Source organism: Escherichia coli, assembly GCF_036503815.1.
Classification (GTDB): Bacteria; Pseudomonadota; Gammaproteobacteria; order Enterobacterales; family Enterobacteriaceae; genus Escherichia; species Escherichia coli_F.
Window position 1 is genome coordinate 2,938,872 of sequence record NZ_AP027764.1, and the last position, 24,478, is coordinate 2,963,349.

General features: G+C 51.4%; 22 protein-coding genes. 5 read left to right on the plus strand and 17 right to left on the minus strand.

Annotated features, from left to right (window positions below; all coding sequences use genetic code 11):
- Window positions 1-2: 2 nt before the first annotated feature.
- The 3 genes from lolE to lolC are packed head-to-tail and all read right to left on the minus strand — an operon-like array spanning window position 3 to window position 3,140.
- The gene (lolE, locus tag AABJ99_RS14110) at window positions 3-1,247 is read right to left on the minus strand and encodes a lipoprotein-releasing ABC transporter permease subunit LolE (RefSeq protein ID WP_001251354.1); all 1,245 of its coding nucleotides are present in this window, start codon (window positions 1,245-1,247) and stop codon (window positions 3-5) included.
- Complete coding sequence (gene lolD / locus AABJ99_RS14115; protein ID WP_001033695.1) at window positions 1,247-1,948, minus strand: lipoprotein-releasing ABC transporter ATP-binding protein LolD; 702 nt, start codon at window positions 1,946-1,948, stop codon at window positions 1,247-1,249. The genes lolE and lolD overlap by 1 nt, the downstream gene beginning before the upstream one ends.
- Window positions 1,941-3,140, minus strand: a complete 1,200-nt coding sequence (gene lolC / locus AABJ99_RS14120; RefSeq protein WP_000284704.1) for a lipoprotein-releasing ABC transporter permease subunit LolC — start codon at window positions 3,138-3,140, stop codon at window positions 1,941-1,943. Before lolC ends, lolD begins: the two co-directional genes overlap by 8 nt.
- Window positions 3,141-3,401: 261 nt before the next feature.
- Between lolC and ycfT the strand changes: the two genes are divergently transcribed.
- The 3 genes from ycfT to ldtC all read left to right on the plus strand — a co-directional run bounded on the left by ycfT (window position 3,402) and on the right by ldtC (window position 9,155).
- Entirely contained in the window at window positions 3,402-4,475 is a 1,074-nt protein-coding gene (gene ycfT / locus AABJ99_RS14125; protein ID WP_039021978.1) for an acyltransferase family protein, read from the plus strand.
- A gap of 127 nt (window positions 4,476-4,602) precedes the next feature.
- Complete coding sequence (gene mfd / locus AABJ99_RS14130; protein ID WP_039021979.1) at window positions 4,603-8,049, plus strand: transcription-repair coupling factor; 3,447 nt, start codon at window positions 4,603-4,605, stop codon at window positions 8,047-8,049.
- 143 nt (window positions 8,050-8,192) lie between these two features.
- The gene (ldtC, locus tag AABJ99_RS14135; RefSeq protein ID WP_010360119.1) at window positions 8,193-9,155 is read left to right on the plus strand and encodes a L,D-transpeptidase LdtC; all 963 of its coding nucleotides are present in this window, start codon (window positions 8,193-8,195) and stop codon (window positions 9,153-9,155) included.
- A gap of 81 nt (window positions 9,156-9,236) precedes the next feature.
- On the opposite strand, the gene bhsA is transcribed toward ldtC, so the two are convergent.
- Window positions 9,237-9,494: a multiple stress resistance protein BhsA gene (gene bhsA, locus AABJ99_RS14140; RefSeq protein ID WP_000800153.1), complete on the minus strand. Its 258-nt coding sequence runs from the start codon at window positions 9,492-9,494 to the stop codon at window positions 9,237-9,239.
- Window positions 9,495-9,734: 240 nt separating this feature from the next.
- Here bhsA and comR point away from each other — a divergent pair, with 240 nt between their 5' ends.
- Window positions 9,735-10,367 (plus strand): TetR family copper-responsive transcriptional repressor ComR, encoded by a 633-nt coding sequence (gene comR, locus AABJ99_RS14145; RefSeq protein WP_001356845.1) that lies wholly within the window; start codon window positions 9,735-9,737, stop codon window positions 10,365-10,367.
- Window positions 10,368-10,429: 62 nt separating this feature from the next.
- Here comR and ycfJ read toward each other — a convergent pair whose 3' ends face one another.
- The 8 genes from ycfJ to hinT all read right to left on the minus strand — a co-directional run bounded on the left by ycfJ (window position 10,430) and on the right by hinT (window position 16,706).
- On the minus strand, window positions 10,430-10,969 hold the full coding sequence (gene ycfJ, locus AABJ99_RS14150; protein WP_001043462.1) for a glycine zipper 2TM domain-containing protein: 540 nt from the start codon (window positions 10,967-10,969) through the stop codon (window positions 10,430-10,432).
- 226 nt (window positions 10,970-11,195) lie between these two features.
- Entirely contained in the window at window positions 11,196-12,500 is a 1,305-nt protein-coding gene (ndh, locus tag AABJ99_RS14155; protein ID WP_000211045.1) for an NADH-quinone dehydrogenase, read from the minus strand.
- A 405-nt stretch (window positions 12,501-12,905) separates the two neighbouring features.
- Entirely contained in the window at window positions 12,906-13,448 is a 543-nt protein-coding gene (gene ycfP / locus AABJ99_RS14160; protein WP_000587933.1) for an alpha/beta hydrolase YcfP, read from the minus strand.
- A 22-nt stretch (window positions 13,449-13,470) separates the two neighbouring features.
- Window positions 13,471-14,496, minus strand: a complete 1,026-nt coding sequence (gene nagZ, locus AABJ99_RS14165) for a beta-N-acetylhexosaminidase (protein WP_039021673.1) — start codon at window positions 14,494-14,496, stop codon at window positions 13,471-13,473.
- Window positions 14,497-14,506: 10 nt separating this feature from the next.
- Window positions 14,507-15,331: a thiamine kinase gene (gene thiK / locus AABJ99_RS14170; RefSeq protein ID WP_039021672.1), complete on the minus strand. Its 825-nt coding sequence runs from the start codon at window positions 15,329-15,331 to the stop codon at window positions 14,507-14,509.
- Complete coding sequence (gene lpoB, locus AABJ99_RS14175) at window positions 15,312-15,953, minus strand: penicillin-binding protein activator LpoB (RefSeq protein ID WP_000594311.1); 642 nt, start codon at window positions 15,951-15,953, stop codon at window positions 15,312-15,314. Before lpoB ends, thiK begins: the two co-directional genes overlap by 20 nt.
- 13 nt (window positions 15,954-15,966) lie before the next feature.
- Window positions 15,967-16,344, minus strand: coding sequence for a YcfL family protein (gene ycfL / locus AABJ99_RS14180; protein WP_039021671.1), 378 nt, complete (start codon window positions 16,342-16,344; stop codon window positions 15,967-15,969).
- Window positions 16,345-16,346: 2 nt separating this feature from the next.
- Window positions 16,347-16,706, minus strand: coding sequence for a purine nucleoside phosphoramidase (gene hinT, locus AABJ99_RS14185; protein WP_000807125.1), 360 nt, complete (start codon window positions 16,704-16,706; stop codon window positions 16,347-16,349).
- A 333-nt stretch (window positions 16,707-17,039) separates the two neighbouring features.
- Here hinT and fhuE point away from each other — a divergent pair, with 333 nt between their 5' ends.
- Window positions 17,040-19,229: a ferric-rhodotorulic acid/ferric-coprogen receptor FhuE gene (fhuE, locus tag AABJ99_RS14190; protein WP_039021670.1), complete on the plus strand. Its 2,190-nt coding sequence runs from the start codon at window positions 17,040-17,042 to the stop codon at window positions 19,227-19,229.
- Window positions 19,230-19,288: 59 nt separating this feature from the next.
- Here fhuE and ptsG read toward each other — a convergent pair whose 3' ends face one another.
- The 5 genes from ptsG to yceG all read right to left on the minus strand — a co-directional run bounded on the left by ptsG (window position 19,289) and on the right by yceG (window position 24,478).
- A complete protein-coding gene (ptsG, locus tag AABJ99_RS14195; protein WP_000475716.1) occupies window positions 19,289-20,722 on the minus strand; it encodes a PTS glucose transporter subunit IIBC in 1,434 nt (477 codons plus the stop codon).
- Window positions 20,723-21,015: 293 nt separating this feature from the next.
- A complete protein-coding gene (gene ycfH / locus AABJ99_RS14200) occupies window positions 21,016-21,813 on the minus strand; it encodes a metal-dependent hydrolase (RefSeq protein ID WP_039021669.1) in 798 nt (265 codons plus the stop codon).
- 10 nt (window positions 21,814-21,823) lie between these two features.
- Complete coding sequence (gene holB / locus AABJ99_RS14205; protein WP_338387363.1) at window positions 21,824-22,828, minus strand: DNA polymerase III subunit delta'; 1,005 nt, start codon at window positions 22,826-22,828, stop codon at window positions 21,824-21,826.
- A complete protein-coding gene (gene tmk, locus AABJ99_RS14210) occupies window positions 22,825-23,466 on the minus strand; it encodes a dTMP kinase (protein ID WP_039021667.1) in 642 nt (213 codons plus the stop codon). The genes holB and tmk overlap by 4 nt, the downstream gene beginning before the upstream one ends.
- Window positions 23,456-24,478 (minus strand): cell division protein YceG, encoded by a 1,023-nt coding sequence (gene yceG / locus AABJ99_RS14215; RefSeq protein WP_000756841.1) that lies wholly within the window; start codon window positions 24,476-24,478, stop codon window positions 23,456-23,458. Before yceG ends, tmk begins: the two co-directional genes overlap by 11 nt.

The window sequence follows — 24,478 nt, forward strand, 5'->3', positions numbered from 1 at the left end:
CTTTACTGGCCGCTAAGGACTCGCGCAGGGTCAATATTACTGGCGCGCCGCGCCGGATACCAACTTGCCAAAAGACTCAGCAACAATGCTGTGACCAGTACGTAGAAGACGTCCAGCCAGTGCAATTCCGATGGCAGGAAGTCAATAAAATAGATATCGCTGGAGAGGAACTGATGACCGATCAGCTTTTCAATCCACTCAATAATCGGGGTAAGTTGCAGTGAAACCACCACGCCGATAATCACCCCACACAGGCTGCCGAACAGCCCTGCCAGCAATCCATACCAGACAAAGATGGCGCGAATTAAACCATCTTTCGCCCCCAGCGTTCTTAATACTGCGATATCGCCACTCTTGTCTTTCACCGCCATCACTAAGGTGGAGACGATGTTGAAACAGGCCACGCCAATCACCAGTACCATCGCCAGATACATAATGGCGCGGATCATCTGGATATCGCGATACATATAGCCGTAAGTACCAATCCAGCTTTTAATATAAACATAGCTGTTGGTCACTTCACCCGCATCGCGTACCAGCTTATTGGCGTTGAAAACATCCGTCATTTTAAGGGCAATACCTGACACGCTGGAACCCATATCAAGATATTGTTGGGCATCTGCCAGCGGGATCATGGCAAAACTGTGATCGAGTTGGCCACTCAACTGCAAAATACCGGCAACGTGCAAACGCACACGTTTTGGCTGCATCAGTTTATGCTCGGGATTCGAATTTGGGATCATAATCGACACCCAATCGCCCTGCTTCACTTTCAGCGCATCCGCCACGCCTTTGCCGATGATAATTTGCTGTTCACCTGCTTTAAAATTGCTCCACGCATCGTCCTGGACAAACGAGGGTAATGCGCTCAAACGCTGTTCCTGTTGCGGGTTAACGCCCTTGACCTGAATTGCGCGCAGATTGGCACCACTTTCCACCAGCCCGGTGAAATTGATATACGGCGCGGCAGCGGCAATACCCGGCACTTTTTGCACGTTATCCAGGGCTTCTTGCCAGTTAGTCCACGGCTGATCCACCGCCTCAATTTCGCCATGCGGCACCACCGCCAGAATGCGGTTGTTCAGTTCGCGTTCAAAGCCGTTCATCGCGCTTAAGCCGACGATCAATACCGCCACGCCGAGGGCAATGCCAATGGTAGAAATGACGGAGATCAGCGATACCATGCCGCCGCGCCGCCGTCCGCGACTAAAACGCAGGCCAATCAATAACGATAAAGGCATCGCCATTACTCCGCCCCCATCAGGCTCAGTTCCGCCGTCAGACGTCCATCACGCATTTCCAGTTGGCGGCTCATACGTTTCGCCAGTTGCAGGTCGTGAGTAACCACCAGGAAGGCGGTACCCTGCAAACGATTCAACTCCCCAAGCAACTGGAAGATGCTGTCGGCGTTACGTGCATCGAGGTTACCTGTAGGTTCATCCGCCAGTACCAGCCGCGGGTTATTGACCAGCGCACGGGCAATCGCCACACGCTGGCGCTCACCGCCAGAAAGTTCAGATGGACGGTGATTCGCACGATGCTCCAGCCCCACCGCTTTTAACATCTCCAGCGCACGGCTGTTGATTTCAGCGGGCTTTTTCTTGCCAATCAGCAGTGGCATAGCCACGTTTTCCAGGGCGGTAAAATCCGGCAGCAGGTGGTGAAACTGATAAATAAAGCCCAGCTTCTGGTTGCGCAGCTCTGCTTTCGCCGCCGAAGACAGTTTGCTCATCGGTTGACCGTTAAAGATCACATCGCCGGAGGTTGGCGTATCCAGCCCGCCCAGCAGGTGCAGCAGGGTACTTTTACCAGAACCAGAGCTACCGACGATCGCCATCATTTCACCTTCGCCGACGCTGAAACTGACATTGTGCAGTACATCGGTTTGCACACTGCCTTCCTGATAGCGTTTGCACAGGTTGTCGCATTGCAACAGGATCTTATTCATAACGTAAAGCCTCAGCGGGTTGAGTGGCGGCAGCGCGCCATGAAGGGTAAAGCGTAGACAGCAGCGCGATAGCCATCGCCACCAGCGCAATAACAATGACCTGTAAAGGTTCGATAGCGACTGGCAGTGCCGCACCATCAAGCAGGACGCCGATTATCGGCATCAGATTATTCAACTGGCTGGCAAGCAGTGCGCCAAGCGCCGCTCCGAGGATCGCACCGATAATCCCGGCGCTTGCCCCTTGCACCATAAAGACCATCATGATTTGTCGCGGAGTTAAGCCTTGCGTTTGCAGGATCGCTACTTCGCCCTGCTTCTCCATCACCATCAGCCCTAGCGAGGTAATAATGTTAAACGCCGCTACGGCAACAATCAGGCTCAGCAGCAAGCCCATCATATTTTTTTCCATGCGTACGGCCTGGAACAGCTCGCCTTTACGGTCACGCCAGTCCTGCCATTTGCTGCCTTCAGGCAGTTTTTGCTGGCTTAAAGAATCAACTTTCAGCGGCTCATCCAGCCACAAACGCCAGCCAGTGATATTGCCTGCCGGATAACGCATCAGACGCGAGGCATCCTCAATATTCACCAGCATTTCATAGCCATCGACTTCACTGTTGGCGGCGAAAGTGCCAATCACATTGAACAGGCGCTGGCTTGGAATACGCCCCATCGGCGTGAACTGGCTGGCAGACGGCACCATCACGCGGATTTGATCACCGCGATTGACACCTAACTGTGAGGCAAGCTGTTCGCCGAGAATGACATTATATTTCCCCGGTTCGAGATCAGCTTGTTTCACATTGACAAGATACGGCGTTAGTGGATCTTTTTGTGCCGGGTCGATACCCAGCATCACCCCGACCGCCACGCTGCGTGCACTTTGCAGTACCACATCACCGGTAGTGACAGGTGCGATGCGATTAACGCCGTCCAGTTTGACTGCCGTTTCCGGGAGTTGCTGCGGGTTAAGAGAGCCATGCTCAGAAGAGAGAATTGCCTGTGGCATCAGGCCAAGGATGTTGTTTTGCAGCTCGCGCTCAAAGCCGTTCATCACTGACAATACTGTGACCAGCGCCATCACCCCGAGGGTAATGCCGATGGTAGAAAGCCAGGAGACGAAGCGACCGAAGCGATCCGCTGCACGCCCACGCATGTAACGCAGGCCAATAAATAGAGCGACAGGTTGGTACATGAAATCCGTCTGGTTGCTGTAGCAAAGACACGAGTATATAAGCGAAAGCAAGATGGGTAAACGTCTGAACTGTAAGTGATCGTCAGGGCTAATCTGAAAAGTCCCCGTAAATCAATCGGCTAAATTGCCATGTTTTATCATCAATCTTGCCGCCTGATCTTAATCTGAAAAATCATCCAATACAGACAGATACCCATTACACCTCGGGTCATAACCCGCAGGATCAACCGCATGTAAATTAAAAAAGAGCGTGTTGTCCTGATGAAACAAAAAGAGCTATGGATTAACCAGATCAAAGGGTTATGTATTTGTCTTGTAGTGATTTATCACTCGGTCATTACCTTTTATCCGCATCTGACCACTTTTCAGCATCCGTTATCGGAAGTCCTGAGCAAATGCTGGATCTATTTCAATCTTTACCTTGCCCCCTTTCGTATGCCGGTTTTTTTCTTTATTTCTGGCTATTTAATTCGCCGCTATATCGATAGCGTGCCATGGGGAAATTGTCTCGATAAACGCATCTGGAGCATCTTCTGGGTGCTGGCACTGTGGGGCGTAGTGCAGTGGCTGGCGATAAGTGCACTCAATCAGTGGCTGGCACCTGAGCGCAATTTAAGTAATGCCTCCAATGCCGCTTATGCCGATTCTACCGGTGAGTTCCTGCACGGAATGATCACCGCCAGCACCAGCTTGTGGTATCTGTATGCTTTAATTGTCTATTTCGTGATATGTAAACTTTTTAGCCGTCTGGCGCTGCCACTATTCGCCTTATTTGTGCTGCTGAGTGTCGCTGTTAATTTCGTTCCCACGCCGTGGTGGGGAATGAACAGCGTGATCCGCAATTTGCCTTATTACAGTCTTGGCGCATGGTTTGGCGCAACATTAATGACCTGTGTTAAAGCGGTGCCGTTGCGCCGCCATCTGCTGATGGCTTCTTTGTTGGCCGTTCTGGCGGTCGGTGCCTGGTTGTTTAATATCTCGCTGCTGTTGTCGCTGGTATCGATTGTGGTGATCATGAAGCTGTTTTATCAGTACGAGCAACGCTTCGGTATGCGCTCCTCCAGCCTGCTGAATGTGATTGGCTCCAACACCATTGCTATCTATACCACCCATCGCATACTGGTAGAAATATTCAGCTTAAGCCTGATTCCGCAAATGAACGCGGCACGCTGGTCGCCGCAAGTCGAACTGACGCTCCTGCTGGTTTACCCCTTTGTCAGTTTGTTGATTTGTACTGTTGCGGGCTTGCTGGTAAGAAAACTTTCACAGCGCGCATTCAGCGATCTGTTGTTCTCCCCGCCTTCTCTGCCCACAGCCGTCAGTTACTCCCGCTAAGCCATCGCCCCAGCCGGGGCGATTCAATTTGCTAAACCATGTCGATTACGGATAATGAACAGCATTGCTTATCAGAGATATGCCCCCATATGTTGAGGCATATCCTAACGAGAATCTGACAACCGTTATGCCTGAACAATATCGTTATACGCTGCCCGTCAAAGCGGGTGAGCAGCGTCTGCTGGGCGAGTTAACTGGCGCTGCCTGCGCGACGCTGGTAGCGGAAATTGCCGAACGTCACGCCGGTCCGGTGGTACTTATTGCACCAGATATGCAAAATGCCCTGCGTTTGCATGATGAAATCAGCCAGTTTACCGATCAGATGGTGATGAATCTGGCGGACTGGGAAACCCTCCCTTACGACAGTTTTTCGCCTCATCAGGACATTATCTCTTCGCGCCTTTCCACCCTTTACCAGCTACCGACGATGCAGCGTGGCGTACTGATTGTTCCGGTAAATACCCTTATGCAGCGTGTTTGCCCGCACAGTTTTCTCCACGGTCATGCGCTGGTGATGAAAAAAGGTCAGCGGTTATCTCGCGATGCCTTGCGTACGCAACTGGACAGCGCCGGTTATCGCCATGTTGATCAGGTGATGGAACACGGCGAATACGCCACGCGCGGCGCGTTGCTGGATCTTTTCCCGATGGGCAGCGACTTGCCTTATCGTCTTGATTTTTTTGATGATGAAATCGATAGCCTGCGCGTATTTGACGTTGACAGCCAGCGTACGCTGGAAGAAGTAGAAGCGATCAATCTGCTGCCCGCGCACGAATTTCCGACAGATAAAGCGGCAATTGAACTGTTCCGCAGTCAGTGGCGTGATACTTTCGAAGTGAAGCGCGATCCGGAACATATTTATCAGCAAGTGAGTAAAGGCACATTGCCTGCCGGGATCGAGTACTGGCAGCCGCTATTCTTCAGCGAACCGCTGCCGCCACTGTTCAGTTATTTCCCTGCCAATACGCTGTTGGTGAATACTGGCGATCTGGAAAACAGTGCCGAACGTTTCCAGGCTGACACGCTGGCGCGTTTTGAAAATCGCGGCGTCGATCCGATGCGTCCACTGTTGCCACCACAATCGCTCTGGCTGCGGGTAGACGAGTTCTTTTCAGAGCTGAAAAACTGGCCGCGCGTACAGCTAAAAACCGAACATTTACCGACAAAAGCAGCGAATACCAATTTAAGTTTTCAGAAGCTGCCAGATCTGGCCGTTCAGGCACAACAAAAAGCACCGCTGGATGCACTGCGTAAGTTCCTCGAGTCTTTCGACGGTCCGGTAGTGTTCTCGGTGGAAAGTGAAGGCCGCCGTGAAGCGCTGGGTGAATTGCTCGCGCGAATTAAAATTGCTCCGCAACGCATTATGCGTCTTGATGAAGCTAGCGACCGCGGGCGTTATCTGATGATTGGCGCTGCCGAACATGGCTTTATCGATACGGTACGTAATCTGGCGCTGATTTGCGAAAGCGATCTGCTCGGTGAACGCGTTGCCCGTCGTCGTCAGGATTCTCGCCGCGCCATCAACCCCGATACACTGATCCGTAACCTTGCGGAGCTGCATATTGGTCAGCCGGTGGTCCATCTGGAGCACGGCGTCGGGCGCTATGCCGGAATGACCACGCTGGAAGCCGGCGGCATTACCGGCGAGTATTTGATGCTCACCTATGCCAACGACGCCAAATTGTATGTTCCGGTGTCGTCGCTGCATCTGATTAGCCGTTACGCTGGTGGCGCGGAAGAAAACGCCCCGCTGCATAAACTTGGCGGCGATGCGTGGTCACGCGCGCGGCAGAAAGCGGCGGAAAAAGTGCGTGATGTGGCGGCGGAATTGCTGGATATCTACGCACAACGCGCCGCCAAAGAGGGCTTCGCGTTTAAACACGATCGTGAGCAGTATCAGTTGTTCTGCGACAGCTTCCCGTTTGAAACCACACCGGATCAGGCGCAGGCCATTAATGCGGTGCTTAGCGACATGTGTCAGCCGTTGGCAATGGATCGTCTGGTGTGCGGCGATGTTGGCTTTGGTAAAACTGAAGTCGCGATGCGCGCCGCTTTCCTGGCGGTAGATAACCACAAGCAGGTGGCGGTGCTGGTGCCTACCACCCTTCTCGCGCAGCAGCATTACGACAACTTCCGCGACCGTTTCGCCAACTGGCCGGTACGCATCGAAATGATCTCCCGTTTCCGCAGCGCCAAAGAGCAGACGCAAATCCTTGCGGAAGTGGCGGAAGGGAAAATCGATATTCTGATCGGTACGCACAAACTGCTGCAAAATGACGTCAAGTTTAAAGATTTAGGTCTGCTGATTGTCGATGAAGAACACCGCTTCGGGGTGCGTCATAAAGAGCGCATTAAAGCGATGCGGGCGAACGTGGATATTCTGACACTTACCGCAACGCCGATCCCACGTACGCTGAATATGGCAATGAGCGGAATGCGCGATCTGTCGATTATCGCTACGCCGCCTGCCCGTCGTCTGGCAGTTAAAACCTTTGTCCGTGAGTATGACAGTCTGGTGGTCCGGGAGGCGATCCTGCGTGAAATTTTGCGCGGGGGACAGGTTTATTATCTCTACAATGATGTGGAAAACATCCAGAAAGCCGCCGAACGACTGGCAGAACTGGTGCCAGAGGCGCGGATCGCCATCGGCCACGGGCAGATGCGTGAGCGCGAACTGGAACGGGTGATGAATGATTTCCATCATCAACGTTTCAACGTGCTGGTTTGTACCACCATTATCGAAACCGGGATCGATATCCCGACTGCCAACACCATTATCATCGAGCGGGCGGATCACTTCGGTCTGGCGCAGCTGCATCAGTTGCGCGGTCGAGTCGGACGTTCGCATCATCAGGCATATGCATGGCTGCTGACGCCGCATCCAAAAGCGATGACTACCGATGCGCAAAAACGTCTTGAAGCGATTGCCTCGCTGGAAGATCTCGGTGCAGGTTTTGCGCTGGCAACGCACGATCTGGAGATTCGCGGCGCGGGTGAACTGCTTGGCGAAGAACAAAGCGGCTCAATGGAAACTATCGGTTTCTCGCTGTATATGGAGTTGCTGGAAAACGCCGTCGATGCGCTGAAAGCCGGACGCGAGCCGTCGCTGGAAGATCTCACTAGCCAGCAAACAGAAGTCGAGCTGCGGATGCCGTCGCTATTACCAGATGATTTCATTCCTGACGTGAATACGCGTTTGTCGTTCTATAAACGTATTGCCAGCGCCAAAACGGAAAACGAACTGGAAGAGATCAAAGTCGAGCTTATCGATCGCTTCGGCCTGCTGCCGGATCCGGCGCGTACCCTGCTGGATATTGCCCGTCTGCGCCAGCAAGCGCAGAAACTGGGGATCAGGAAGCTGGAAGGTAATGAGAAAGGTGGGGTGATCGAATTTGCCGAGAAGAATCACGTTAATCCGGCCTGGTTGATTGGTTTGCTGCAAAAACAGCCACAGCATTACCGCCTTGATGGCCCGACGCGCCTGAAGTTTATTCAGGATTTGAGCGAGCGGAAAACGCGTATCGAATGGATTCGCCAGTTTATGCGTGAACTGGAAGAGAACGCGATCGCTTAATGGTAAATCGGGGGCGTTTCTGCGCCCCCATATCCAACATTTACAAATTATTTGCACTTCCCTGCACTATCCGACACTGTCACCATCCATAATTCAGGCTTATCTGTTTATTACAATAACCTTATATTTATTATGGATTTTTGGTGATGATCAAAACGCGTTTTTCTCGCTGGCTAACGTTTTTTACGTTCGCCGCTGCCGTGGCGCTGGCGCTACCGGTAAAAGCCAACACCTGGCCGCTGCCGCCAGCGGGCAGTCGTCTGGTTGGCGAAAACAAATTTCATGTGGTGGAAAATGACGGTGGTTCTCTGGAAGCCATCGCCAAAAAATATAATGTCGGCTTTCTCGCTCTGTTACAGGCTAACCCCGGCGTTGATCCTTACGTGCCGCGCGCGGGTAGCGTGTTAACGATCCCGTTGCAAACCCTACTTCCAGATGCGCCGCGCGAAGGCATTGTGATCAATATTGCGGAACTGCGTCTCTATTACTACCCGCCGGGTAAAAATTCGGTAACCGTGTATCCCATCGGCATTGGTCAGTTGGGTGGTGACACGCTGACACCGACAATGGTGACCACCGTTTCTGACAAGCGTGCAAACCCAACCTGGACGCCAACGGCAAACATTCGCGCGCGGTATAAGGCACAGGGAATTGAGTTGCCTGCGGTAGTTCCGGCTGGACCGGATAACCCAATGGGCCATCATGCGATTCGTCTGGCGGCCTATGGCGGTGTTTATTTGCTTCACGGTACGAACGCCGATTTCGGCATTGGCATGCGGGTAAGTTCTGGCTGTATTCGTCTGCGGGATGACGATATCAAAACACTCTTTAGCCAGGTCACCCCAGGTACCAAAGTGAATATCATCAACACCCCGATTAAAGTCTCTGCCGAACCAAACGGTGCGCGTCTGGTTGAAGTACATCAACCGCTGTCAGAGAAGATTGATGACGATCCACAACTGTTGCCAATTACGCTGAACAGCGCAATGCAATCATTTAAAGATGCAGCGCAAACTGACGCTGAAGTGATGCAGCATGTGATGGATGTCCGTTCCGGGATGCCGGTGGATGTCCGCCGTCATCAAGTGAGCCCACAAACTTTGTAAATCCTGATAAAAAAATCCCCGCGACACGGCATGTCGCGGGGAAAAAAATCAGCAGTAGCAGGCATTAATGAGGGTTAATGCTTATTTATAAATTACTGCTGTTCCATGGAGGGTATTCGGACCGGTTACAGAAGTAATACGGAAAGATTTTGCGCCCATCTCATCCGCTTTTTGCGCCAGCTGCTCTTCCAGCGATCCCAGATTTGTCCCCGCGTTAGCACTGATAGTACCGACTTTTTGTTGGCCTTCTGGCGTTGACTGAACTTCGACAGCCGCAAAGCTGGCAAATGACATTGAGCTTAAAATCGCCGCAGCGATGAGGGTTTTTACGTTTTTCATAATAGTGGCCTTATGCAGATGAATGACGTCGCAAGCAATTACTTAACGATCGATAACTAAATGATAGATGTGATCTGGATCACATACAAGATATTTTTTATAACAATCATTAATTAATTTAAAAATCTTTAAATTTCAGTTAAATAGAAAGCAATTATTTTTATGGTTTGTGGACTGGTGAACGGAGGTGATTATTTTTATAATAACCTTTCATTCACAGTCACCAGGTACAACGGCATCATGGCAACTGACTCAACACAATGTGTAAAAAAAAGCCGTGGCCGCCCAAAAGTGTTCGACAGGGATGCCGCGCTTGATAAGGCCATGAAATTGTTCTGGCAGCACGGTTATGAAGCGACTTCTCTTGCGGACCTCGTCGAAGCGACCGGAGCCAAAGCGCCCACGCTATACGCGGAATTTACCAACAAAGAGGGGTTATTCCGCGCCGTACTCGACCGCTATATCGATCGTTTTGCCGCTAAGCATGAAGCACAGCTGTTTTGTGAAGAGAAAAGCGTGGAGTCTGCGCTGGCTGACTATTTTGCTGCCATCGCCAACTGCTTTACCAGCAAAGACACCCCGGCTGGCTGCTTTATGATCAACAACTGCACCACCCTCTCCCCGGATTCCGGAGATATCGCCAATACGCTGAAATCACGCCATGCGATGCAAGAGCGCACTTTGCAGCAGTTTTTATGTCAACGACAAGCGCGCGGGGAAATCCCGACCCACTGTGATGTGACGCATCTGGCTGAATTCCTTAATTGTATTATTCAGGGGATGTCGATCAGCGCACGCGAAGGTGCATCGCTGGAAAAACTGATGCAGATTGCCCGAACGACTTTGCGTTTGTGGCCCGAACTGGTGAAATAAGGCGCAAAAAAAAGCCCCTCAGCCTGAGCGAATGGGGGGCTAAATTGCAGAATACAGCCTTGTTATACTTTGTTATTCAAAATCAGTTGCCCGTTGCCATCTAACGGGATCTGCGTACCCGGATCGCGGTCCATGCGGATTTTGCCCTGCTGATCGCCAATCTTATAGGTCACATCATAACCGAGCATTTTTTCTGACTTGTCATACACCGTTTTACAACGCTGTTGCGTAGTCGTGTAAGTATCGCTTTCCTGGAGAGAGCCCTGGATCTGGTTACCGGCATAGCCACCTCCCAGCGCCCCCACAACAGTGGCGACATCTTTACCGCGACCACCGCCAAACTGATGCCCTATCACGCCGCCAGCAACAGCGCCGAGCACCGACCCGGTAATGCGATTTTCATCCTGCACCGGTCGACGATGGGTCACTGTGACGTTGCGACACTCCTGACGCGGTGTTTTAACCGTTTCCTTGATTGGGGTTGCAGAAACAACCTGAGCGTATTGCGGGCCACGTTCAAACACGTTCAGACTGGCCACTGCCGCTACACCCAACGCAGCTGCGACACCAATCCCCATACCCGCCAACATTGATTTATTCACGGGAACACCTCCTTCTTTGCTGTTATGCCAATCATGCAAGTGAAGGAGAAAAGCAGCTATCAGACAGAAGATGAAAAGCGCGGGAATGGCTGGAAATACTTAGGGATTCGGAGGAGTCTGAAGGAATGCCTGATGCGACGCTTAACGCGTCATATCAGGCCTACCGCTCGTACCATTTGTCCAGGGCGGATAAGGCGTTTACGCCGCATCCGCCAGTACAAGCCGATTAATGCAACTTCAAACGTGGACGGATAACGCGGTTAATACTCCCCACCAGCATCATTAATCCGGTTTTAAAGTAACCATGCAGCGCAATCTGATGCATTCTGTATAGCGAGATGTATACAAAGCGCGCAATTCGTCCTTCAATCATCATTGAGCCGCGCGTCAGGTTACCCATCAGGCTACCGACGGTGGAGAAGTTCGACAGCGATACCAGAGAACCGTGATCTTTATACTGATAATTTTTCAGCGGCTTACCGTTCATCTGCGCCAGAATGTTGTTCATTGCGCAGGTTGCCATCTGGTGTGCGGCCTGCGCACGCGGCGGAACAAAGCCCCCTTCCGGACGCGGGCATGACGCGCAGTCGCCAATAGCGTATATGTCTGGATCGCGAGTGGTTTGCAGCGTCGGTTCCACCACCAGCTGGTTGATACGGTTGGTTTCAAGACCACCGATATCTTTCAGGAAGTCTGGCGCTTTGATCCCGGCTGCCCACACCATCAGATCAGCCTCAATATATTCGCCATCTTTAGTGTGCAGGCCGCCTTCATCAGCACTGGTGACCATGGTTTGCGTCAGCACGCGAACGCCAAGTTTCGTTAACTCATTGTGGGCCGCAGCAGAAATACGTGGCGGCAACGCAGGCAAAATACGTTCGCCCGCTTCTACCAGCGTTACGTTCAGGGCTTCGTTGGTCAGACCTTTATAACCGTAGCTGTGCAGTTGCTTGACCGCGTTGTGCAATTCTGCGGAGAGTTCTACACCCGTCGCGCCGCCGCCGACAATCGCAATGTTCACTTTACCATTCGCGCCCAGGTTGGCGGAGTATTTCAGGAACAGATTCAGCATCTCCTGGTGGAAACGACGCGCCTGATGCGGGTTATCGAGGAAAATGCAGTTCTCTTTGACTCCTGGCGTATTGAAATCGTTAGAGGTGCTGCCCAACGCCATTACCAGGGTGTCATAGGCGATTTTACGTTCCGGAACCAGCAGTTCACCTTTCTCGTCGCGCAGTTCTGCAATAGTGATTGTTTTCGCTTCACGATCAATATCAATGACGGAACCCAGCTGGAATTGGAAACCATGATTGCGCGCATGGGCCAGATAGCTCAACGCATCGACGCCTTCATCAAGCGAGCCAGTCGCCACTTCGTGCAGCAGCGGTTTCCACAAGTGGCTGTGGTTACGATCGACCAGCGTAATTTTGGCTTTTTTCTTGCGTCCCAGCTTATGTCCCAGCTGTGTCGCCATTTCCAGCCCACCAGCACCGCCGCCGACAATCACAATTTTTTTCAATGGCGTAGTCAACGTGACCCCCTTAAATTTATTAACCAATTGTTAACTAATGGTTATTAACATAGCTCTTAATTAACAACAGGTTACAGCAATGAAAATGTTCTTCGTTATTGAGAATAACATGAATGGTGCATTGGTCATACCAAAATTGATGTTAATCAAGTTTTGTTGCTGAAAAGATAGGCTGATTTACCGGATGAGATCAAAAAATACAGCTTATTGTTTATTATTTAAACGAATTCAGGAGGGTGAGACGTATATGGAGGGCGTTTGGTAGGCCTGATAAGACGCGAGCGGCGTCGCATCAGGCACATTGCCAGTGTCGGATGCGGCGTGAACGCCTTATCCGACCTACAGAATTTACAGAATCTGGAACGCATCAGGTATCAGCAAGGTTACCTGATGCGACGAGGGCATTTAACCGAGGGTTTTGAACGCTTTAATGCGCTGCAAATGCGGGGAGATATTCTTGAATTTGTGCGTCTGCTCTTCGTCCCAGACAATCTCGTAATAATGATGCAACTCTTCAGATGTCCGCTGGCTGTTAAGCGCTTCATCGTTACGCGACAAAATCACCAGACAACGATCGCGATTCTTCTCGCGGAAGTTGGTCACACACTTAGTGGCAATATCGGCATACTCTTCCGGGCGATCAATCTTGCCTTCCATGTTCTCATAAGGGAACAAATTAGGATTGAAGATCACCTGGCGGATATCGCAAAGAAAACCAATTCGCTCCGCCCAGTATCCGCCCAGACCAACGCCGCATATCAGCGGACGCTCATCGACGTTTAGTTGCAGCATTTTGTCCACTTCTTTGAGCAGATGCTGCATATCATGTTTCGGATGCCGCGTACTGTAGCTTATCAAGCGTACATCCGGGTCAATAAACTGCAATTGTAAGACTTTCTCGTGGTTACCCGGACTGTTAGAGTCAAAACCGTGTAAATAGATAATCATCGCTTCCTCACATAAGCCAGGGTTAGTGACCTGCTTTCTCTTCCTGCCAGCGTTCATGTAACTGATTCAGACGGGCGCTGATCTCTTTCCAGCGAGCCGAGTCCATCAGTTCCTGTCGCGAAAATGAACCTTTATGATACAAACGTGTAACACGTTCTGCCTTGATCGGTGACAGATTATCTAACACGCTGACGGCCCCTTTACGATTATTGCAGACCAGGATCATATCGCAACCCGCATCCAGTGATGCCTGCCCGCGTTCGGCATAACTGCCCATAATCGCGGCACCTTCCATCGATAAATCATCGGAGAAAATCACGCCGTCAAAACCCAGTTCCTGGCGTAAAACGGTTTTCAGCCAGTGGGGAGAACCACTCGCCGGACGCGGATCTACATCACTGTAGATCACATGCGCAGGCATAATGGCGTCGAGTTTATTTTCACGGATTAATGTGCTGAATACCGACATATCTTTGGCACGAATTTCCGCTCGTGGACGAGGGTCATGCGGCGTCTCTTTGTGTGAGTCTGCCGTTACTGCACCGTGTCCTGGGAAGTGTTTCCCGGTAGTTTTCATTCCGGCTTCATGCATACCATCAATAAACCGGCTGGCAATTGCCAGGGCTTTTTCGGGATCGGCATGATAAGAACGCTCACCAATCGCCGCGCTGATATGCCCGACGTCCAGCACTGGCGCAAAGCTGATATCAATATCCATAGCAATCATTTCGCTGGCCATTAACCAACCTGCCTCTTGCGCCAGTTTTCCGCCTTCTTCCATTCCCAACAGCGCAGCAAATGATTGTGCCGCTGGCAAGCGGGTAAAACCTTCACGAAAACGCTGCACGCGTCCACCTTCCTGATCAACCGCCACCACCAGATGATTGCGCGAAGCTGCGCGGATCTGGCGCACCAGTTCACGTAACTGGGCAGGATCATGATAGTTACGCGTAAAGAGAATCAGCCCTCCCACCAGCGGATGCGCCAGTATTTCACGCTCTTCCGCGTCCAGCTCGTAACCTTCGACATCCAACATTACTGGACCCACACTGCTCTCCTTATTGTTTTATTAATAGCTGCCGCCAGGTGTCATCGGCCAGCCTGATAAATTGTTGATCGCCGGTTTGTCGCCAGCGGTACTCAAACCACCCTGCTTTGAGCATCAGCAACCAGGGAAACCATCGCCTGACCTGACGCCATAATTGCGCCGGATAAATCTTCGCGCGAGTGGCATAGTCATTGACCAATTGCCGGTGCTGGTCAGTATTTTCCACCCACACCGCCGCCAGTTCCAGCGCGATATCACCATCTCCGGCATACTCCCAGTCGATGAGTTTTAACCCTGACGCGCTATGCACTAAATTTCCGGCGTGGACATCCATATGCAATGGACTTAAGCGTAAAGGCCGTGGTTCCCGCGCTTTGCGCAGACGTTTTAACCTTCGCAGCCAACCCACTGTCCGCCGCGCCGGATCGCTTTGCTGCCAGTACAGTTCCAGTAACGGCAACAGAGTTATTCGCCAGCCAAAACGCGGTTGTTGATGTAGATAATACAGCAAGCCTGCCAGTTCGTTGGGATCCGGCAAATACGTTTTTACCTCGCCGGGCAGATAGTCGACCACCATCCAGTCACGGAGATATAAATGCGACTTCGGTGCAATGCATGCGGGTAGTTGTGATAAAGCCCGATACTGGCGCAAGAACGCGAACCGCGGCGCATCAGGATCGTGCGGCTGACGCACAACAAAACGCTGGCCCTGATGTTCAATGAGAAAACTCCCGCCACTAAGCCCACTATTAAACGTCGTGACGGGATGAAATTGCGGGAAAAAGCGCGACAGCAATTCGTCGCGCGTGATGGGATTATTGCTGCGAAACGGCACCTTTACCTGACCAGATAATTTCACCCGTCTGCACCAGCATCAGCTGCATTTGTAGGGTCGGAGCGTTAACGTTGCCAGAGGCGCTGGAGTACAGCACGTAATGAGCGCCGACATTGCGGGCAATGCCTATGGCTTTACTACGGGTACCTAAACTGTCCTGCGGCGACAAACCTAACTGTTGCTTCGCCATCGACAGCTGCTGGGCGGAAACCAGGGTAAATTTACCGTTATTAGCCAGCGCATTGCGCAGCGTTTCGGTCGCTTCTGCGGCATTCAGCGAACCGTTAGTACGGTTGTTAACACTATCAACCAGCAGGACGCTACCCGCAGTCACACCGTCAGCCCCAAGCATTTTACTGACCATCGGCTGCATTGCGCCATTCCAGTCATAATGGCGAATATGCGGCGCAGGCGGTGCGGTTTGATCTTCATGCTCAATTGGCCCTGGCTGCTGCGGGATCGTCGGCACCGATGGCACCGTGGGCACAGGCTGTTGTGGCTCGGCAGGTTGTTCCGGCGCTGGTTTCACTTCTTCTACCGGTGCAGGTTCACGTTGCCCCACACACCCGGCGAGAAACATCGCCAGCGCGGCAATCAAAGCGTAGCGACTCATTTTTATCATCAAGATTCACCCCTTACAAATATAGATAAAGTCTGACTTTGTGCGCCCCCAGAAAATTGGCGCTGCCGTATAGCGTTACCGCCGAATGTGCGGGAATGGTAACGCTGCGTGGCCTTTCCAGAGGATGCATCTCAAGTCCTCTGGCGTCATACCAGAAAAAACGATAATGAACGGTAACGGGTTCTTGCCTTTCGTTATAAAGCGTTGAGGATGCTGAAGGTTGAATATCAGACGTCGAAAGGACGGGCTTTTCTGCACTGATGCCCGCAGCCAATAAATATGACTCCATCACCAGCGATTGCTCATCATTCACCGGAATTTCCGGATGTGAACGACAGCCCACCAGCACTAACAACGCCAGAGACACCAGCCCAAAGCATCCTTTTCTCATCGTTACAGACCTTTATGCGCCAGCATTGGTCCCAGCGGACGGCCACCCAACAAGTGCATATGGATGTGATACACCTCTTGTCCGCCATGGCGATTGGTGTTCATGATCAGACGATAGCCATCTTCGGCAATACCTTCTTGCTCAGCAATTTTTGCCGCTACGGTGATCATGCGTCCCAGCGCCTGCTCATGCTCAGCAGACACGTCGTTCACAGTCGGAATGAGGATATTTGGAATGATCAGAATATGCGTTGGCGCTTGCGGCGAAATATCGCGAAACGCCGTTACCAGATCATCCTGGTAGACGATATCGGAGGGGATCTCACGACGAATAATTTTGCTAAATATAGTTTCTTCTGCCACGACATTTTCCTTTTTCAAATAGCCATGCGTTGCGCCATGCTACGCCGCGCCATACTGCGAGTATAGAGTATGGTCGAGTTAAACCTGCTCTTTCAACCTTAACTCACGATTTCTTAAGCAAAAAATCGTTTTGCTGCCGTATATATCGCCATTATTCCCATTTCTGCCTGCGAATTCGCTGAAAAGACATTCTTTGTTTGGTTTACACGTCAAATATGAATGCGTATATTTCTCATTTGCATTTGCATGCAAAATTATTCGCACACTAAATATAACCGCTCATCATCCTCCTCCTGCATGAGCCTGACGACAACATAAACCAAGAGATTTCAAATGCTTTCAACACAATTTAACAGGGATAATCAACATCAAACCACCTCCAAACCGTCACTACTTGCCGGTTGCATAGCACTGGCACTCTTACCTTCCGCCGCTTTTGCTGCACCAGCCACTGAAGAAACGGTGATTGTTGAGGGTTCCGCCACTACTCCAGTTGATGACGAAAATGATTACAGCGTAACGTCTACCTCTGCGGGTACCAAAATGCAGATGACTCAACGTGATATTCCTCAGTCGGTCACTATTGTTAGTCAGCAGCGGATGGAAGATCAGCAGTTGCAAACGCTGGGCGAAGTGATGGAAAACACGCTGGGGATCAGCAAAAGTCAGGCGGATTCCGATCGTGCTCTTTATTATTCCCGCGGATTCCAGATCGATAACTATATGGTTGATGGTATCCCCACCTATTTTGAATCGCGCTGGAATCTGGGCGACGCACTTTCTGATATGGCACTGTTTGAACGCGTAGAAGTAGTGCGTGGCGCGACAGGACTCATGACCGGTACGGGTAATCCATCTGCGGCAATTAATATGGTTCGAAAACACGCGACCAGTCGTGAATTTAAAGGCGATGTCTCGGCAGAATACGGTAGCTGGAACAAAGAACGGTATGTGGCGGATTTACAAAGTCCACTCACCGAAGATGGTAAAATCCGCGCGCGAATTGTCGGCGGCTACCAGAATAACGACTCATGGCTGGACCGCTACAACAGTGAAAAGACCTTCTTCTCTGGCATTGTTGATGCTGATTTAGGCGATCTTACGACGCTTTCAGCCGGTTACGAATATCAGCGCATTGATGTTAATAGCCCAACGTGGGGCGGTTTACCGCGCTGGAATACTGATGGCAGCAGCAACAGTTACGATCGCGCACGCAGTACCGCACCTGACTGGGCGTACAACGATAAAGAGATCAACAAGGTCTTTATGACCCTGAAGCAGCGGTTTGCTGATACCTGGCAAGCGACACTGAATGCCACCCACTCCGAAGTCGAATTTGACAGCAAAATGATGTATGTCGACGCCTATGTAAACAAAGCGGATGGTATGCTGGTTGGGCCATACAGTAATTATGGACCTGGCTTTGATTATGTCGGCGGCACCGGTTGGAACAGCGGCAAACGTAAAGTTGATGCGCTGGATTTGTTCGCTGACGGTAGTTATGAATTGTTTGGTCGTCAGCACAATCTCATGTTTGGTGGCAGTTACAGCAAACAAAACAATCGTTACTTCAGTTCATGGGCCAACATCTTCCCGGATGAAATTGGCAGTTTCTACAACTTTAATGGCAATTTCCCACAAACCGACTGGTCACCACAGAGTCTGGCGCAGGACGATACCACACATATGAAATCGTTATATGCTGCCACTCGTGTCACCCTTGCCGATCCGCTGCATCTGATCCTCGGCGCACGTTATACCAACTGGCGGGTTGATACGCTGACTTACAGCATGGAGAAAAACCACACCACGCCTTATGCTGGTCTGGTGTTTGACATTAATGACAACTGGTCGACCTACGCCAGCTATACCTCTATTTTCCAGCCGCAAAATGATCGTGACAGTTCAGGCAAATATCTGGCTCCAATCACCGGTAACAACTACGAGCTGGGTCTGAAATCGGACTGGATGAATAGCCGTCTGACCACCACGTTAGCCATCTTCCGTATTGAGCAGGATAATGTCGCTCAGTCCACCGGTACACCTATCCCCGGCAGCAACGGCGAAACCGCCTATAAAGCGGTGGATGGGACAGTCAGTAAAGGTGTGGAATTTGAACTCAACGGCGCAATTACCGACAACTGGCAGCTGACGTTTGGCGCAACGCGCTATATTGCAGAAGATAACGAAGGAAACGCCGTTAATCCTAATCTGCCACGCACCACGGTTAAAATGTTCACCAGCTATCGGTTACCTGTCATGCCAGAGTTGACGGTCGGCGGTGGTGTTAACTGGCAAAATCGCGTGTATACCGACACCGTGACACCATATGGCACCTTCCGCGCCGAGCAAGGTAGCTACGCGCTGGTGGATCTCTTCACCCGCTACCAGGTGACGAAAAACTTCTCGTTACAGGGGAACGTCAATAACCTGTTCGACAAAACCTACGATACCAACGTGGAAGGTTCTATCGTCTACGGCGCACCGCGTAATTTCAGCATTACCGGCACGTATCAATTCTGAATAACACCTGTAAAAAAGGCAGCCATCTGGCTGCCTTAGTCTCCCCAACGTCTTACGGATTAGTGGTTACGGATGTACTCATCCATCTCGGTTTTCAGGTTATCGGATTTAGTACCGAAAATCGCCTGAACACCAGAACCAGCAACCACTACGCCCGCTGCGCCCAGTTTCTTCAGGCCAGCCTGATCCACTTTAGACACATCAGCAACGCTGACGCGCAGACGGGTAATACATGCGTCGAGGTTAGTGATGTTTTCTTTACCACCAAACGCAGCAACCAGAGCCGGTGCCATTTCGCTGGTACCTGTCGCTTTTGCATCATCAGTCGCGTCTTCACGACCCGGCGTTTTCAGATCCAGTGCTTTAATCAGCACGCGGAAGATGGTGTAGTAAACAATTGCATAACCGATACCGACGATCGGGAACAGCCACAGTTTGCTGCTGTTACCAGACAGAACGATGAAGTCGATCAGACCGTGCGAGAACGACGTACCGTCACGCATCCCCAGAAGAATACAGATAGGGAATGCCAGGCCTGCCAGAATCGCGTGGATGATGTACAGGATCGGCGCAACGAACATGAAGGAGAACTCGATCGGCTCGGTGATACCGGTCAGGAACGAGGTCAGCGCCGCGGAGATCATGATACCGCCCACTTTCGCGCGGTTTTCCGGTTTAGCAGAGTGCCAGATAGCAATTGCGGCAGCTGGCAGACCGTACATTTTGAACAGGAAGCCGCCAGACAGTTTACCCGCAGTCGGGTCACCCGCCATATAACGCGGAATGTCGCCGTGGAAAACCTGACCTGCAGCGTTGGTGTATTCACCAATCTGCATCTGGAAAGGTACGTTCCAGATGTGGTGCAGACCAAACGGTACCAGGCAACGTTCGATGAAACCGTAAATGCCAAACGCAACTACCGGGTTCTGGTAAGCAGCCCACTGAGAGAAGGTCTGGATTGCAGAACCAATAGGCGGCCAAATGAAGGACAGCACAACGCCAGTAAAGATGGCAGCCAGGCCTGAAATGATCGGCACAAAGCGTTTACCGGCAAAGAAGCCAAGATACTCAGGCAGCTTAATACGGTAGAAACGGTTAAACATGTACGCTGCGATCGCACCGGAGATGATCCCCCCGAGTACGCCAGTATCCGCCAGGTGTTTAGAGGCGATTTCTTCAGCAGGTAAATGCAGTACCAGTGGCGCAACCACGGCCATGGTTTTAACCATGATGCCATAGGCAACAACTGCGGCCAGCGCGGATACGCCATCGTTATTGGTAAAGCCGAGGGCGACACCGATCGCAAAAATCAGTGGCATGTTTGCAAAGACGGAACCGCCTGCTTCTGCCATAACATGCGATACAACGGCGGGCAGCCAGCTGAAATTCGCGGAACCGACGCCCAGCAGAATACCTGCGATAGGCAGTACGGATACCGGCAGCATCAGCGATTTACCGACCTTTTGCAGGTTAGCAAATGCATTCTTAAACATAATTGAGAGTGCTCCTGAGTATGGGTGCTTTTTTACGTTCTCACGCGTGGCAAGGGGGGAGAGCCTCGCCGTGTACAGGGCATCTAAGCGCCCTTTATTTATTACACAGAGTAAAATAATTCAGTGCCGATTTGTTTGACGGCTATCACGTTTCAACTTCAGATCATTGGAGAAGTTGCACATTTTGACAAAACATATGTCACAATATTTCAAACGTGGTTATTCACCGCCCAATTTTCGGCGGTGAACTTTACTCGTTTTAGCCATTAATTACGAGCTTTAAAAAAACTCATTCAACGGATGGATTGAAGGCGGGAAGCGTCGATGTGAAACAGACGGGCGAAGTTATCGGTGGTTACCTGCGCCAGTTCTTCAACGGCAACACCTTTCAACACAGCCATGTATTCTGCAACGTCACGAACCATCGCAGGTTGATTCTCTTTTCCTCGATGCGGAACCGGTGCAAGGTAAGGTGAGTCAGTTTCTACCAGTAACCGATCGAGGGGGACATAACGCGCGGCATCGCGCAGTTGCTCCGCATTACGGAAGGTCACAATGCCGGAAAAGGAGATGTAAAATCCGAGATCCAGTAATTTACCCGCCGTTTCTCTGTCCTCTGTAAAACAGTGTAGTACGCCACCGCAATCCGTCACTTTTTCTTCGCGCAGAATTGCCAGCGTATCGGCGCGGGCGTCACGGGTGTGGACGATAACCGGCTTGTTCAGTTCACGACCAATCTGGATATGATGGATGAAGGACTCTTGCTGCCGTACTTTAGTTTCCGGCGTGTAATAATAATCCAACCCGGTTTCACCCAGCGCAACAACGCCCTCTTCTGCCGCCAGACGGCGTAAATCTTCTGCATCGTAGGGATCATTCTGGTTGAGTGGATGCACGCCACAAGAAAATACGACGTTGTCACGTTCACCTACCAGATCCCGCATGTGTAAATAACCCGGTAATGTTGTGGCGACTGCCAGACAAAATTTCACATCGCGTGCGGCGGCTTTCGCCAGAACGTCATCCACGTCCTTATGCAAAGATTCATAATCCAGACCATCGAGATGGCAGTGTGAGTCGACTAAAAACATGATGTCTCTCTTAAAGATGAGGAACCGGTAGCACAACGCCCGGTTGCAGGTAATGCTCAATACGCAGTAAAAGATCGGTGATGAGAAGCTCGCGGTTAATACCTGTGACAGACATTAACTGTTCACGAATGTGGCAAACATCCCCCAGTATAGCCTGCAGACGCGAGGGAGAAAGATGGTTTGCCAGTTCGACGACCAGGCCCGGCACATCAACATTGGTAACCTGCGCAGCGCCATGATGGCGTTTTAGCGCATCCATCAGCAACGTTGCCAGCCAGTGTAAACGCGCTGGAGCTTGTTCATGATTAAGGGCCGCTAGCAGCGAATACCAGTCGCCCGATTGCACGCTATATGCCAGCGCCTGACACAATGTTTCACGAGCCTGCCAGATATCTCCCTGAAACAACGCCAGTGCCGCACCAGGCGAACCGGCGCTTAAGCGCAATGCGGCAAGTAATGCATCCTGTGACATTGTCACTTCGCGTGAAAGCCAGGTCACGGCGTACTGTTCCGGCGGCGGCGCAAGGTAATGTAACCGACAACGACTACGTAATGTTGCCAGTAAACGTTCAGGCTCGCGGGTAGCAAGGAAAAAACAGGTTTCTGCTGGCGGCTCTTCAAGCGTTTTCAGCAATGCGTTAGCCGCGGCGTCAGTCAGTAAGGCAGCATCGGTTACCCAGACAACTTTCGCACCACCTAAGCGTGCGTGCTCATTTAACTTTTCGGTGACTTCACGTACCGCATCAATGCCCAGCGCATTTTTCCCTTTTTCGGGAGCGAGGGTGTAATAATCGGGATGCGTGCCAGCCTGCATCAACTGACATCCACGACAGTGACCGCAACTTTTGTGGCCCTGCGGTTGTTGGCAGAGTAAATAACGGCTCAGGGCGTAGATTAAAGCATCCTCACCCATACCCGGTAACGCCTGAATGAGTAGCGCATGGTGACCTCTTCCGGCCTGATAGCTGGCTACCAGTTTTTCGAAATCAGGTCGTAACCATGGATACCATCTCATGCGTCCAACTCCTTCACCCAATTGGTCACGGTAGTGCGGATTGCATCCATCACGGACTCCAGCGGCTGGGTGGCATCAATGGTATGAATGCTTTTATCTTGTGCTGCCAGTTCCAGATAGCGGGCGCGGGTGCGATTAAAGAAATCGAAAGACTCTTGCTCAATACGATCCAGCTCGCCGCGCGCACGCGCGCGTTTTAAGCCAACTTCCGGGGTAACATCGAGATAGAGCGTTAAGTCGGGGCGAAAATTCCCGAGAACAGCATCACGCAATGTTGCCAGCATATGTTGGTCAATACCACGTCCGCCGCCCTGATACGCCTGAGTGGAGAGATCGTGGCGATCGCCAATCACCCAGGTGCCGTTAGTCAGCGCAGGTTTGATGACCGTTTCTACCAGTTGAACGCGCGCGGCATAAAACATCAGAACTTCGGCTTTATCGGTAATGACTTCATCGCCTACCGATTTGATATCCAGCACCAGGCTTCTTAACTTTTCGGCAAGTTGCGTACCGCCAGGTTCCCGAGTGAAAACCATGTCGCGGATACCCAGTTGCTCGAGCGTCTCAACCACCACGTTACGCGCGGTAGTTTTGCCTGCGCCTTCCAGCCCCTCAATGACGATATACTTACTGCGCATTTTTTTCCTTAAGCACTTTCAGATAATCCTGCACAGACTTGTTATGACTGGCAAGATTGGTATTAAACGTGTGACCACCTTTACCATCGGCCACAAAATAGAGATACGGCGTTTTTGCCGGATGCGCAGCAGCCTTCAGCGAATCCGCCCCCGGCGTCGCTATCGCACCTGGCGGCAAACCGGTAATGGTATAGGTGTTATACGCTGTCGGCGTTTCCAGGTCTGCACGAGAAAGTTTGCCATTATAACGCTCTCCCATCCCGTAAATCACGGTCGGGTCGGTCTGCAGGCGCATACCAATGCGTAAACGGTTGATAAATACCGAGGCAACCTGATCGCGTTCGCTGGAAACGGCGGTTTCTTTTTCGATAATTGATGCCATCGTCACCAACTGGTTTTTATCTTTATAAGGCAGACCGTCCGCACGCCCTTCCCAGGCGCTATCGACCGCTTTCACCATTTTCTTGTGCGCTCGCTTGAGTAACGCGACATCGGTGGTATTGGCGGTATACATCCAGGTGTCTGGCCAGAACCAACCTTCAATCCACTCCGGGTTTTCCAGTTCAAGTGCCTGCGCTACGGTGGCGTACTTATCGTCGCTCAGCGTGTGTTTGATATACGGGGCCTCACGCAATTGCTTGAGGTAATCGCTCAAACGCATCCCTTCTACCAGTCGCAGAGGGAACTGTGCTTCTTTACCGCTTTCCAGCAATTTCAGCATCTCACGTACGGTCATCTGCGGTGTAAAGCGGTAAGTCCCGGCTTTAAAGTGAGAAAGATCCGGTTCGATACGCAGCAGCCATTGAAAAACCCGTGGGCGATTGATGATCTTATCGGCGTAAAGCTGTTCACCGAGCGCCAGACGTCCGGTCCCTGGCTTCAGGGTAAATATCGTCTCTTCTTTGATAAGCAATTTGCTGTCGGCAAGATGGCGAACCTTCCAGACGCCCACACCAGCGGCGATACCCAGTACCACCAGCAATAACAAGATAATCAATAACACTTTTTTCAT